This is a genomic window from Lysobacterales bacterium, from assembly GCA_016703225.1.
GTDB lineage: Bacteria > Pseudomonadota > Gammaproteobacteria > Xanthomonadales > Ahniellaceae > JADKHK01.
The window spans coordinates 735,217-748,445 of record JADJCM010000003.1; the positions used below are offsets into that span (position 1 = coordinate 735,217).

Annotated in this window: 9 protein-coding genes; 6 read left to right on the forward strand and 3 right to left on the reverse strand. The window is 66.3% G+C overall.

Features of this window, described 5'->3' with window-relative positions; translation table 11 throughout:
- Positions 1-8: 8 nt before the first annotated feature.
- Both IPG63_16565 and IPG63_16570 read right to left on the reverse strand, forming a co-directional pair.
- Positions 9-1,061, reverse strand: a complete 1,053-nt coding sequence (locus IPG63_16565; GenBank protein ID MBK6728806.1) for an efflux RND transporter periplasmic adaptor subunit — start codon at positions 1,059-1,061, stop codon at positions 9-11.
- A 148-nt stretch (positions 1,062-1,209) separates the two neighbouring features.
- Positions 1,210-5,865 carry a hypothetical protein gene (locus IPG63_16570; GenBank protein MBK6728807.1) on the reverse strand — a complete coding sequence of 1,552 codons (4,656 nt, stop codon included), beginning with the start codon at positions 5,863-5,865 and terminating at the stop codon, positions 1,210-1,212.
- A gap of 127 nt (positions 5,866-5,992) precedes the next feature.
- Here IPG63_16570 and IPG63_16575 point away from each other — a divergent pair, with 127 nt between their 5' ends.
- The 6 genes from IPG63_16575 (at position 5,993) to IPG63_16600 (ending at position 11,733) form a co-directional block, all read left to right on the forward strand.
- Entirely contained in the window at positions 5,993-6,238 is a 246-nt protein-coding gene (locus IPG63_16575; GenBank protein MBK6728808.1) for a plasmid stabilization protein, read from the forward strand.
- On the forward strand, positions 6,235-6,654 hold the full coding sequence (locus IPG63_16580; GenBank protein MBK6728809.1) for a type II toxin-antitoxin system VapC family toxin: 420 nt from the start codon (positions 6,235-6,237) through the stop codon (positions 6,652-6,654). Before IPG63_16575 ends, IPG63_16580 begins: the two co-directional genes overlap by 4 nt.
- A gap of 106 nt (positions 6,655-6,760) precedes the next feature.
- The gene (locus tag IPG63_16585) at positions 6,761-7,519 is read left to right on the forward strand and encodes a PspA/IM30 family protein (GenBank protein ID MBK6728810.1); all 759 of its coding nucleotides are present in this window, start codon (positions 6,761-6,763) and stop codon (positions 7,517-7,519) included.
- 4 nt (positions 7,520-7,523) lie between these two features.
- Positions 7,524-9,173 carry an AAA family ATPase gene (locus tag IPG63_16590; GenBank protein ID MBK6728811.1) on the forward strand — a complete coding sequence of 550 codons (1,650 nt, stop codon included), beginning with the start codon at positions 7,524-7,526 and terminating at the stop codon, positions 9,171-9,173.
- The gene (locus IPG63_16595) at positions 9,170-10,024 is read left to right on the forward strand and encodes a hypothetical protein (protein ID MBK6728812.1); all 855 of its coding nucleotides are present in this window, start codon (positions 9,170-9,172) and stop codon (positions 10,022-10,024) included. The genes IPG63_16590 and IPG63_16595 overlap by 4 nt, the downstream gene beginning before the upstream one ends.
- The gene (locus IPG63_16600; GenBank protein ID MBK6728813.1) at positions 10,021-11,733 is read left to right on the forward strand and encodes an OmpA family protein; all 1,713 of its coding nucleotides are present in this window, start codon (positions 10,021-10,023) and stop codon (positions 11,731-11,733) included. The genes IPG63_16595 and IPG63_16600 overlap by 4 nt, the downstream gene beginning before the upstream one ends.
- Before the next feature lie 195 nt (positions 11,734-11,928).
- Here the strand turns inward: IPG63_16600 and IPG63_16605 are convergent, their stop codons facing one another.
- Positions 11,929-13,221 carry an NCS2 family permease gene (locus IPG63_16605; GenBank protein MBK6728814.1) on the reverse strand — a complete coding sequence of 431 codons (1,293 nt, stop codon included), beginning with the start codon at positions 13,219-13,221 and terminating at the stop codon, positions 11,929-11,931.
- Positions 13,222-13,229: the final 8 nt, after the last annotated feature.

Consider the following 13,229-nt stretch of genomic DNA (forward strand, 5'->3'; position numbering starts at 1 on the left):
GCGCGCCCTCAGCCCTGGGCCGCAGCGGCAGCCGCCGCCTCGACCACCTTCGCCCCGGGGCGAAGCTTCACGATGCCTTCGACCACCACGCGGTCGCCCGCGGCGAGGCCTTCCAGCACCTCGACGCGACCGCGTTCGCGTGCCCCGGTGCGCACCGCCACCTGGGAGACACTGCCATCGGCCGCGACACGCCAGGCGAAACTGTTGCGCCCGACCTGCAGCAAGGCCAGCTCCGGAAGCGCCAGCGCCGGCCGCGGTGCGCGCTGTACTTCGACCGTGAGCAGCATGCCCGGGCGCAGCCGGCGTTCCGGGTTCGGCAGTTCGGCCCGCACCAGCACCGAGCGCGTGACCGGGTCGACGCGCGAATCGATGTGCCGCAGCACGCCGGCGAACGGCTGCTGCGGCCACGCGGCACTAATCGCCTGCACCTGCTGGCCCGGCGCCAACGCCGGAATCAGCGTCTCCGGCACCGAGAAATCGAGCTTGATCACCGAGACATCATCGAGCGTGGCGATCGTCGCACCCGGGGTCACGAGCGAACCGGCGCTGATTTGACGCAGGCCCAGCACACCATCGAAGGGCGCGGTGATGACGCGGTCCGACAACTGTGCGCGCACCTGGTCCATGCGCGCTCGCGCGGCGTCGCGGGTGGCACGCTGGGTGTCGAGCTGGCTGCCGGGGATCAGGTTCCTGGCCGCGAGTTCCTCACCGCGCTTGAGCTGCTGCTCGGCTTCCTTGAACGCCGCGCGCGCCTCTTCCAGCCCAGCCAGTTGCACCTGGCCGGTCAGGTCCACCAGCACCTGCCCGGCCTCGACGAAATCGCCGGAATCGAACACGACCTTCTGCACCGTCTCGCTGACCTTGGCGGTGATCGTCACCGACTCGTTGGCCTTGGCGGTACCCAGCGCCTGCACGCGGTCCTGCCATTCGCTCGGTGCCAGCACGAGGGTGGTGACCGTGATCGGGGCTCCGGCACCACCCGGCTGCGACCCAGGCTTGCCAGCGCAGCCAGCCAGCAGGCTTGCCACGACCAGCAGCGTCGCGCCGCCAGCCAAGTTCATTGCAGATTTCATCGACACTCCGTTTCGCAGCCAGCGCAAGCGACCGCGACTCCATGGACAGGCCGCGATTATGCCGCCGCCGCGAGCCCGCGCCTGTCACGTCGTGTCAACCGGCGCACTGCTCCGCACAGCGTGCGCACGGTTGCCCTCAATTCTCGAAGCCGTCCTTGAACAGGCCTTCGATCAACGTGGTGAGCAGGGTGCTGTTGTTGGCTGGCACCGGATCGTCCATGCCGCTGAGCAACGACACCGCCGCCGCCGAGACGATGGCGACGCTGGCGAGCGGATCCACGGTGCCGGAAACGACGTAGACGACGCTACCGCCCACCGCCACGGTAACGCTGGCATCGGCGACATTGCCGCTGCCCGACGCGGTGCAGGTCGAGCCCGGGCCGGGCGTGCAGGCCCAGGTCTTGCCGAGCACGCTGGCCGGAATCGACGAGGTCACCACCGCGCCGCTGACCGGCTTGGGTCCGGCATTGCTCACCGTGATCGTCAGCGCGATCGGTTGCCCGGCCACGGCGATGCCGCCATCACTCATCGTGATCGAGGCATCGGCATCGTTGTCGATGTTGACCACGCCGATATTGGCCGGGTTGACCGCCGCGTAGTTCGTGTCGGCGGAGGCGAGCGTGGTCACGATGCTGTAAGCGACATCGCCGTCGCCGAGCAAGTCATTGACGCCGGTGAGGGTGGCGACTTGCGGCGTCTGCCAGTTGCCGGTGGTGAACAGCAGCGGAGTCGTCACCGTGCCCTCGCCCGGATCGGAACTCGCCAGGTTCAGCGTGACACTGGCTTGCGGCTGCACGCTCAGATGTGCGGTGAAGGTGTCGGTGGCACCGAGTTCGGACGTCTGCAGCCCCGAGGTGGCGCTGAACAGCACCGCCGGATTGATCGCCTGGCAGCTGTTGGTGCAACCGTCGCTGTTGATCGTGTTGCCGTCGTCGCATTGCTCGCCGATGCCGGTGTGGACCCAGCCGTCACCGCAGCCTTCCAGCGTGCACACCGCGCTGCAGCCGTCGTTGGAAACGGCATTGCCGTCGTCGCACTGTTCCGGCGGTTCGGTCAGGGTGTTGCCGCAGACCTGGGTGGCCGCGAGCATGACCAGCACGTTGATGCTCGGCGAGAACTCGGAGACGCCGTGCACGGAATGCTCGGCGATGGCCGCCATGGTCATGCCCGGGCCAGGCACGCCGAGCACCACGCCGACCGAGAAGATGCCGAAGCCATCGGCGATGTTTTCGCCGAGATGCACCTGCCCCTCGCCATAGCCGCTGGGATCGGCGCCGTCGCGGAACACCGTCACCAGGCAACCTCCGCAGGCGCGTCCGCGCACCAGATAGTTGCCGCCACCGAGGCTGGTCAGCGCCAGGATCACCGGATGATTGAGCAGTCCGTTCGGACCGCTGTCGGCATCACCGGAATCGTTCGGCGTCACTCCGTTCGGCGGGTCACCGGGTGCGACCAGATTGATGCCGAGCCCACCATTGCCGTGGATGACGCCGTAATAGTTGCCGTCGAAGCGGTTGTCGGAACCGGCCTCGATGCGGATGCCGTCGCCCATGTTGCCGATGACGCTGACCGCATAGCCCATCGTGGTGCCGGAGGCGCCGTCGATCCAGACGCCGTGGCCGTTGTTCGGCTGCGCCACGCTTCCGACTTCGGCGCTGCGGATGGAATTGCCGGTGGTGGCGCTGCCCTGCAGCTTGATGCCCGGGCCCTGATTGGCGCGGACCGCGCCGCTGATGCAGCTGGTCTCGCCCAGCAGGTTGCCGTCAGCACCGGCATCGATCAACACGCCGCCCTGCAGGTTGCCGAACGCATTGCTGCCGTCGGTGCCGCTGCGGAAAGCATTCAGCGCGTTGCCATCAGCAGCCTCGCCATGGATGTGGAAACCGAAGCCGCCGTTGTCGGTGGCGATGACCGCGCCGTTGCAACCCGGCTGCCCGAGACTGTTGCCAGCGCCACTGATGAACACGCCGTCGGCACCGAAGTTGCGCAGCCACAGGCCCCGCACCAGCACCTGGTCGGCGGTCACGCGCAGACCAGTGGCTCCGACACCGGCCAAGGTACCGTCGAGGATCACCTGCGGCTGTGTCGACACCGGTCCTTGCACGGTCAATGCGTTGACGGCCAGGTCGGGCAAGGTCGAACCGACGTTGATCACGCCGGGATTGAACACGCCGGTATCGAAGACGATGGTGTCACCGCTCGCTGCGATGGTCAGCGCACCGCGCAGGGTGCAGTCGTTGGCAGCCGCGGTGCAGACGCTGACCAGCGCGTCATCGGTACGGTCGACGACCCGCTGGACGGCGGGATTGGCGACGTTGGCGCTGAACTCGGAAACGTTATTCGCGGCGTCCTTGGCGAACGCCGTGATCGACTGACCGATCGCGAGCGGCACCACGGTGCTCCAGTTGCCGCTGCCGTCCACCGCCGCGGAAATCAGGTATTCGATCCCCTCGCCGTGGCCGGAGGGGTCGGCGGCGACGCGATACAGATAGACGTTGCAACCGAGGCAGCCGCTGCCGGAGACCGCCACGTTTCCGGCACCGATGCTGTTGATCGTGGTGATCACTGGAAAGTTCAGCAGGCCATTCGGCCCGCTGTCGGCATCGCCGGGATCGTTCGGCGTGACTCCGTTCGGCGGATCGCCTGGCGCCACCAAGTTGATGCCGAGCCCGCCATTGCCGTGGACGATCGCGTAAGAGTTGCCGTCCAGCCAGTTGCCGGAACCGGCCTCGATGCGGATTCCATCGCCGCCATTGCCAATGACGCTGACCACATACGACATCGCCGTGTCGGCCGCACCGTCCATCCAGATGCCATGGCCGGCATTCGGTTGCGTCACGCTGCCGACCTCGACGTTGCGGATGAGGTTCGCATTGGTGCCGACACCATGCAGCTTGATTCCCGGCCCCAGGTTGGCGCGGTAGACGCCGCCGGCGCAGCCGTATCCGCCGATGCCGGTGCCGTCGGCGCCGCCCTCGACCAGCAATCCGCCGAGGCCATTGCCGAGCGCGCTGCTGCCGTCGGTGCCAACCATGTGGCTGAACAGCTGATTGGCGTCAGCCGCTTCGCCGCTGATGCGAATGCCCCAGTTGCTGTTGCCGGTAACGACCAGGCCGCGCATCGGCGTGCAGCTGCTGTGCCCGAGGTGATTGCCGGACCCGGTCACGACCACGCCGTCGGTGGCAAATCCGCGGATCCACAACCCGCTCACGACATTGCCGTTGCTGGCCAGGAGCAGACCTTGGCCATTGGTATCGAAGGACGAGCCATCGAGAATGACCTGTGGCGTGGCACTGATCGGGCCCTCGATGGTCAGCGACCCCTGCGTGATCGCGGGCAGACTCGTCAGCGGGCTGATTACCCCGGGACTGAACACGCCGGCATCAAACACGATGCTGTCGCCGGCGCCGGCCACGGTCAATGCGCCGCGCAGGGTGCAGTCCGAAGCCGCTGCCGTGCAGGCGCTGACCAGTGCGTCATCAGTGCGGTCGACGGTGAACTGATCGACCGGATTGAGCACGTTGGCGCCAAACTCGGAGAGGTTGTTCGCCGGGTCCTTCGCGAATGCGGTCAGCGACTGGCCGATCGCGAGCGGCACGATCGCATTCCAGTTGCCGCCGCCGTCGGCCGTGGCCGTGGTGATGTAGTCCAGTCCCTCGCCGTGGCCCGACGGGTCGGCGGCGACGCGATAGAGGGAGACGGTGCACCCGGCGCAGGCGCTGCCGGTCAACGCGACATTGCCGCTGCCGGCGCCGACGATGGTCGTGATCACCGGGAAGTTCAACAAGCCATTCGGACCACTGTCGGCATCGCCGGGATCGTTCGGCGTCACCCCGTTCGGCGGATCTCCCGGCGCCACCAAATTGATGCCGAGCCCGCCATTGCTGTGAATGACCCCGTAATAGTTGCCATCGAACCAGTTGCCGGAACCGGCTTCGATGCGGATGCCATCGCCGCCGTTGCCGATGGCGCTGACGACGTAGGACATCGCCGTGTTCGAGGCGCCGTCGATCCAGATGCCGTGGCCGGTATTGGGCTGCGCCACGCTGCCCGCTTCGACACTACGGAGCAGATTGCCGGTGGTGGCGCTGCCCTGCAGCTTGACTCCGGGGCCCTGGTTCGCGCGCACCATGCCGCCGTAGCATCCATACGCACCGATCTGATTGGCGTCGGCGCCACCGTCGACCAGCACGCCGCCCAGGCCATTGCCGAGCGCATTGCTGCCGTCGGTACCGCTACGAAAGTGATTCAGCAGATTGCCATCTGCCGCCTCGCCATTGATATGGAAACCGTAGCCACCGTTGCCGGTGCTGATGACGACACCGAAGCTGCAGTTCGACTGACCGAAACTGTTGCCGGCGCCGCTGATGAACACGCCGTCGCCGCCGAAGTTGCGCAGCCACAAGCCGCGCACCACCACTGAATTGGCGGTCACGTGCAGGCCATGGGTGCCGGCACCAGCTGAAGTGCCGTCGAGGATCACCTGCGGCTGTGCGGCCAGCGGTCCCTCGACGGTCAGCGTGTTGACCGCGAGGTTGGGCAAGGCCGAGCCGAGATTGATCACGCCGGGGTTGAACACCGCTGCATCGAAGACGATGGTGTCGCCGGTTCCGGCTACGGTCAGCGCACCGCGCAAGGTGCAGTCGGAAGCCGCCGCGCTGCAGGTGCTGACCAGCGCGTCATCGGTGCGATCCACCGTGCGGATCACCGCTGCCTGCCCCAGCGATGGACCGAGCAAGCACAGCAGCACCAGCCGGCCCAAGCCTTCATACCCTGCGGACTGTCGATGCATCGTCCTCTCCACCGTTCCGTGAAAATTGCAACATAACATGTCGCGCGACCGCCCTCTGGTTTGGCACTCGACAACCCTCGCGATGCTATCGCGCTATCATCGCTGTCCGGTGCCCGGGAGCGCAGCGATGGCCCAGATCCTCGTCAGGAACCTTGATGAAGCGGTGAAATCCGCCCTCCAGCAACGTGCCGCGCGTCGCGGTGTGAGCATGGAAGCCGAGGCGCGCGAGATCCTGCAACGTGCCTTGCTGCGTCCGTCCGTCGCACGAGCCGGCTTGGGCACTCGCTTCAGGAAGCGGTTTGCCCGGGTCGGCGGTGTCGAACTGGAGCTGCCCGACCCGGCGATTGCGAAGCCAGCCGAGCTGTTCGAGTGATCGTCCTCGATACGAATGTGGTGTCCGAGTTCATGCGGCCGGCGCCAAGCATCGCGGTCGCATCATGGCTCGATGCGCAAATCGCCGACCACATCTGGATCTGCGCCATCACCGTCTACGAAATCGAATTCGGCCTGGAGCTGATCGACGACAGCGCACGTCGACTGCGGCTGCGCCGTGCATTCCAGTCCATGGTGGAGCAAGACCTCGACGGGCGGGTTCTTCCCTTCGACGCCGACGCCGCGGCGCGAACCGCATCGATCTCGGCCTTGACCCGCAAGCAAGGCCGCCCGATCGAACAGCGCGACGCCATGATCGCGGGCATCGTCCGCCAGCGAAACGCACGGCTCGCGACCAGAAACCTACGGCACTTCAACGATTGCGGAATCGACTTGATCGATCCATGGTCGGCCTGATGCGCATGCGGGCTTCCGGGCGAATTCACACCCCTTGCAGCGCAGCATAAACCCGCTAACGTGTCGGCCGTCGCCGCGAGGCTTTGCGCTTGCTTGAGGAGTGGTCATGTTCCAGCGCTTGATCAATGTGTTCAAAGGCTTCTTCGCCCTGTTCGTCAAGGACATGGAGAAGCGCAGCCCGGAAGCGCTGCTCGAACTCGAGCAGGAAAACCTGCGCAAGCAGATCGCGAGTTACAACCAGGGGCTGGCCGGCCATGCCGGGCTGGCCGAGCGGCTGATGAGCCAGGTGCGCAAGCTCGAGAGCGAGGAATCCGAACTGCGCGCCAAGACCACCGCGCACCTGCGCGCCGGCAACAAGCAGGCCGCGGGCCAGTACGCATTGCGCCTGCAGACCGTGGCGCGCGAGCTGGAAGAGAACCGCAAGCAGCTCGAGTCGGCCGAAGGCACCTACAAGGACCTGATCAAGGCGCGCGACGTCGCGGTGAATGCCGCGCGCGCCAAGATCGAAGGCCTGAAGGGCGCGATCAACGACATGAAGATGAAGAAGGCGATGGCCGAGATGAACGAGATGGCAGCCGGCATGATCGGCTCGATCGGCGGTTCCGGCGATACCTTGAACCGTCTGCACGAAATGGTCGAAGAGGAGCGCACCAAGGCCGCCGGCCGCGCCCGTGTCGCCAAGGACGCGCTCGACATGACCGACGTGAATCTCAAGGAAGCCGAGATGACCGCGCTCGCCGACCAGGCGCTGGCCGACTTCGCGGCCGCGGAGGGCCTTTCGCTCGGCAACGAGGCAGCACCCGCCCCGGCGGCGCGCAACATGGGTGCGGCGGCGGAGAAACCGTCCGAATCGCAGCAGGGTTGATCGGATGCCGCTCGAAGGCGACGCGCCCGCCTGGGCCCGTGAACTCGCGCTGGCCTATGAAAGCGGCGCGCAGGGCCAGTTCGTGCTGTACGGCAATGTCGCCGACCGCTTTCCATTGCGCGGTCGCTTCGTCAGCCTGACCGCATTTCTTGATGCGCAACTGCTGTCTGGTTTCGAGTTGGTGTTCCTGTACGACCCGGGCAACGGCCTCAGCGTGCCGCGCGCCAGCGAGGCCTTCCAGAAATGGCCGGGCGCGCAACTGGTCGGCGCCGCAACGCGCGAACCGCGCGCCGCCGTCGAACTGATCACGCGCTACCTGCGCTACCGCGCGAACCTGAGCGCGATGGGCCGCGACAAGCCCGAACACATCGCCTGCATCATCCGCGGTGCCGACCAGGTCCTGCCCGCCAACCGCCAGGGCGAGTTCGAGACCGCCAGCCTGGCCAGCCTGGTGCGCGACTGGGCGGCCGAGCCGCCATTCACCGACCTGCCGTTCGCGAGTTTCCTGATCGCCGACAACCTCAATGACCTGCATCCGCTGATCGCGACCAATCCGCGCGTCGCCCGCGTACGCGTGCCCCTGCCCGATATCCCGGTCATCGAACAGGCACTGGCCCAGCTCAAGCTCGACCACCGCAAGGCCTTCGCCGAGAACGATGGCGCGCAGGCGGCGCCGCTGCTCGCCGGCGTCACCGTCACCGCGCTGAATGCCCTGGTCAAGCTGCGCGAACACGAGGGCAAGCCGCTGACCCAATCCGACTGGGTCGCCGCGAAGAAACAGATGGTCGAAGCCGATTCGGCGGGACTGATCGAATTCATCGAATCGAAGAAGACCCTCGCGAACTATCACGCCCAGGACGCGCTGAAGACCTGGCTGCGCCAGGACATCGCGCTGTGGCAGGCGCATGATCTACGGGCGATGCCGATGGGCTATCTGTTCTGCGGACCGGTCGGCACCGGCAAGACCTATCTGGTCGAATGCCTGGCCGGCGAGGCCGGCGTGCCGGTGGTGAAACTCAAGAACTTCCGCGACCGCTGGGTCGGTTCCAGCGAAGGCAATCTCGAGAAGATCTTCCGCCTGATCCGTGCCCTCGGTCGTTGCATCGTGTTCATCGACGAGGCTGACCAGAGCCTTGGCAAGCGCGACTCGGGCAGCGGTGACAGCGGCCTCTCCGGTCGCCTGTATTCGATGATCGCGCAGGAAATGAGCGACGCATCGAATCGCGGGCGTGTCGTCTGGATCCTCGCGACCTCGCGCCCGGACCTGATCGAGGTCGATCTCAAGCGTCCCGGTCGCATCGACGTGAAGGTGCCGCTGCTGCCGACCACGACCAAGGCCGAGAGTGCGGGTCTCATCAATGCCCTGCTCAAGCGTCTCGAGATCGCGATCGATCCGGCCGAGATGGAGAAGCTCGAGCTGCCCCTGCTGCTGACGCCGGGCGCCGCAGAGGCGCTGTCGGTGAAGGTGTACCGACGCGTGCGCACCGCGAACGAAATGCCCCTGGTCGCACTGACGGCCTGTCTCGATGGATACCAGCCACCGGTCGCGCCGGATGTGCTCGAATTCCAGATGCGCATCGCGATCCGTGAGGCCACCGACACCCAGTTCGTGCCGCCTTCGCTGCGCGCGCTCGCCCAGGGCGGCGTGGCATGAAGTACTGGTGGGCCGCCTTCAATGCGCGACCGCTCGGCATGCCGATTCCGCCGAACTGGTTCGGTCTGGCTGCGATCGCACTGCTCGGCACCTTTCTCAACCCTGGCCTTTGGTTCTTCGGTGCCGGGCTCGAACTCGCCTATCTGAAGACGCTGTCTGGCAACCCACGCTTCCGCAAGACCGTCGATGCCGCTAATGGCACGCCACCGCCGGTCGATCCTGCGGACGCGCGCTATGACGAGTTCGTGGGGCAACTCGGCTATCCCGAGAAGCGTCGCCACCAGGAGATCGAGCGTCGCGCCAGCGAGATCCTGGCGACGCTCAAGCGCACGCCCCTGCTCGACAGCCACAGCGACAGTGTCGAACAGCTGGTCTGGCTGCATCTGCGCCTGCTGGTGGCGCTGGTCTCGATCAATCGCGTGATCGACACCGCCGCACGCGAACGCACGCAACTGGCCGAGCAGGAAAAACAGATCGCTGCGCGCCTCGCAAAGCCGGACATCAGTCCCGAACTCAAGCGCAGCCTCGAGCAGCAGCAGCAAGTCATCGACCAGCGCCAGCAGGCGCACGACGATGCTGCCCAGCGACTGGAACAGGTCGAAGCCGAACTGGTACGCATCGACCACCAAATCGCGCTGATCCGCGAACAAGCCCTGCTCGCATCCGATGACGGCGCGGTCGGCGCATCGCTGAACGCGCTCACCACCTCGTTCAATGAAACCCACCGCTGGCTCAACAGCCAGCGTGATCTGCTCGGCGCGTTCGAATCCGGCACGCCGCAACCGTTGCCGCAGCGCGTCCGCAATGCGGCCAGCAAGCCACCTCCCCTGTCCTCAGGAGCATCGTCATGACCCGTCTTCCCTCCCGCTTCGCGATGCGCGGCAACTCCGCCGGCACGGTGCTCACCCTGCTGCTGATCTTCGCCCTGCTCGGCATGGGCGCCTGGTTGATGCTGCGCGACAAGAAGGCGCCGGATGCCGACAGCGCCGCGTCGACCACGCAGACACAGTCACCCACAAGCGACGGCCCCGCACCCGTGGTCGATGGCGAAGCACCGACGCCGATCGAACCGGTCGATGGCTTGCCCACGCTCGACGCGGCGGCGGCCTATCAGGCGCAGAATGGCATCGTCGAAGTCGACATCAGCGAATACGCCGGCTACGCCGGACTGGTCGTCGCCAATGGTGGCCTGGATCCGAATCCGGATTCGTTCTTCGCGAAGAACTACGGCTTCCAGGTACGCCTCACGCTCAGCGAAGAGGAAAGCTGGTCCAAGCTCAACAACGGCAAGGTTGCGGCGAGCGTGACCACCGCCGACGTGCTGGCTGCACTCGGCCGCCAGTTCGAAGTGACGGTGCCGGCGCAGATTGGGTTCTCGCGCGGCGCCGACATGGTGGTGGTCGACACCGGCATCAGCAGCATCAACCAGCTGAAAGGCAAGGTGCTGTCGGCCTCGCAGTTCAACGAGAGCGAGTTCTTCATCCGCTATCTCGCTTCCGAGGCCAATGTGCCTGTGACCATCCTGCGCGATCTCGATGCGCGCCCGCCGGCCGACCAACTCGGCCTGGTGTTCTACGAAGACAACGACGTCGCCTGCGATGCCTATGAGCACGAACTCGCCACCGGCCATGCCCGTCTGAATGGCTGCATCGGCTGGTCGCCGCGCACCGACGAGGTGATCGAGGCCTCAGCCGGCAAGGCGAAGATGCTGGTCTCGAACCGCAACCTGTTGATCATCGCCGACCTCCTGGTGGTCAACAAAGGCTTCGCCCAAGCCAAGCCCGAATGGGTGCAAGGCCTGGTGCACGGCCTGCTTGAAGGCAATCGCCGCGTACGCGACGAACCCGAGACGCAGATCGCGACCATCGCCAAGGCCTTCAAGTGGACCGATGCCGACACCCGCGATGAACTGAGCAAGGTGCATCTGTCCAACCTGCCGGAGAACCAGGCCTTCTTCGCCGGCACCATCGACGCCGCCGGTTCGTTCAACGGCATCTTCCAGTCGTCGGTGCTGGCCTACGGCAAGCTGATCAAGAACCCGGCCGACCCGGCGCGCTTCCTCGATGGCAAGCCGCTCGACGCGCTGAAGGGCAAGTCCGAGTTCGCGAAGCAGACGATTGCGATCGCGCCGATCAAGACCCGCGATGGCGGTTCGCTCGAAGGCGACGCGCTGCTCAGCAAGGACATCCGCTTCTTCTTCGAACCGAACTCGTCCGCGCTCGATCGCGATGCCGAGGAGAACCTGAAGTACCTCGACTCGATCAAGAACTTCCTGCAGGTGAGCCCGGGCTCGATCGTGGTGCTGCGCGGCCATGTCGACAACGCCCGCGTCGGCGAGTTCGAACGCGAAGGCGGCCAGGCGCTGGTGCGCACGATGGCGATGAAGGCGATGGAGCTCTCGCGCCAACGTGCGCAAGCCGTGCGCGACGCGCTGCTGAAGAAACACCAGGGCCTCGCCGCCGACCGCATCGAAGTCGTCGGCCGCGGCTGGGAAGAACCCGCCGGCCCCGACAGCGACCTCAACCGCCGCGTCGAGGTGCAGTGGTTCACGCTGGAATAAGCACCGCCACAATCTCGCACCGATGATTTTCCACGAAGCGATGTAGGAGCGACCCCGGTCGCGACCGATGACGCGGACGCCCGCGGTCTTCCCGAACACGCCGCATCGCGAACATCGAACGCACCGCGTCAACGGTCGCGGCCGAAGCCGCTCCTACGTCGCTCCGATGTTGTATTGCGGCGCGATCGGGACGGTTCAGCCCAACCACGCGAACTTGGCGACGAACACGGCGGCGATGATCCAGACCGCGAGTGGCACGTCGCGACCGCGACCGGCGAGCAGCTTGATCGACGCGTAGCTGACGAAGCCGAAGGCGATGCCGTGCGCGATGGAGAAGGTGAACGGCATGGCCAGCGCGCACAGCACCGCCGGCGCGGTTTCGGTGAGGTCGCGCCAGTCGATCTCGGCCAGTCCGCGCGTCATCAGGATGGACACGTAGATCAGTGCCGGGGCAGTGGCGTAGGCGGGCACACTGGCGGCGAGCGGGGCCAGGAACAGCGCCAGCAGGAACAGCAGCGCAACCACCACCGCCGTCAGCCCGGTGCGGCCGCCGACCGCGGTGCCGGCGGCGCTCTCGATGTAGGCCGTGGTCGATGAGGTGCCGAGCAGGCTGCCGGCGACGATGGCGCTGGAATCGGCCAGCAGCGCGCGCTTCAGTCGCGGCAGTTTGCCGTCGGCAGCAAGCAGCCCGGCGCGATGACTGACGCCGATCAGGGTGCCGGTGGCGTCGAACAGTTCGACCAGGAAGAAACTCATCACCACGCTCACCAGTCCGACATCGAGCGCCGCACGGATATCGAGCTGCAGGAAGGTCGGAGCGAGCGATGGCGGCGGCGCAAACACGCCGGCGAAGGCGGAGTGGCCAAGCGCGATCGAGGCTGCGGTCACTGCCAGGATGCCAAGAATGACGCCGCCGACGACGCGCCGCGCTTCGAGCGCGACGATCAGCGCCAACCCGGCCAGCGCCAGCAGCGGCGCCGGCGCGTGCAGATTACCAAGGCGCAGGTAGGTGGCCGCATCGGCGACCACGATGCCGGCGTTCTTCAGCCCGATCAGGGCCAGGAACAGGCCGATGCCGGCCGAGATCGCGAGCTTGAGCGAGCGCGGGATGGCATCGACGATCCACTCGCGCAATTTGAACAGACTGACCAGCACGAACAGGCAACCGGACAGGAACACCGCACCAAGCGCGGCCTGCCACGCATAGCCGAGCGTGCCGCAGACGACGAAGGCGAAGTACGCATTCAGGCCCATGCCGGGCGCGAGCGCGATCGGATAGTTCGCATACAGCCCCATCACCGCCGAGCCGATTGCGGCCGCGAGACAGGTCGCCACGAACACCGACTCCTTCGGCATGCCGGCCGCCGACAGGATGTCCGGGTTCACGAACAGGATGTAGGCCATGGTCAGGAAGGTGGTGAAGCCGGCCAGCAACTCGGTGCGCGGCGTACTGCCATGGGCCTTGAGGTCGAACAGGGACTCGAACATGGACGCGG